1 protein-coding gene is annotated in these 266 nt (G+C 42.5%); it reads left to right on the top strand.

Annotation, left to right across the window (positions count from 1 at the left end; all coding sequences use genetic code 11):
• Positions 1-266 (top strand): serine hydrolase (locus tag R2R70_RS20710; RefSeq protein WP_410979007.1); only part of this gene is annotated, 266 nt, incomplete at both ends.

Below are 266 nucleotides of genomic sequence, written 5' to 3'. Positions count from 1 at the left end.
AACGCCTAACAAGCCAGTTGATTTTACTGACGTTGATGAACTGATTGAGCGTGATATTAAAGCGGGGTTTCCTGGTGCGGTGCTGGCGGTTGTTAAAAATGGCGAGCTAATAAAACTCACAGCTTATGGTGATGCAAAGCAGTACCAGCAAAACGAACTAATGCTACTGCGCCCAGAGCCTATGCAAACCAATACTCTATTCGACTTAGCCTCAAACACTAAAATATTTGCCACTAACTTTGCACTCATGAAACTAATAAACGAAG

Source organism: Cobetia sp. SIMBA_158 (genome assembly GCF_046566945.1).
Classification (GTDB): domain Bacteria; phylum Pseudomonadota; class Gammaproteobacteria; order Pseudomonadales; family Halomonadaceae; genus Cobetia; species Cobetia amphilecti.
The sequence above is the reverse complement of the archived record's forward strand: the minus strand, read 5'-3'. Positions and strand labels throughout refer to the sequence as shown.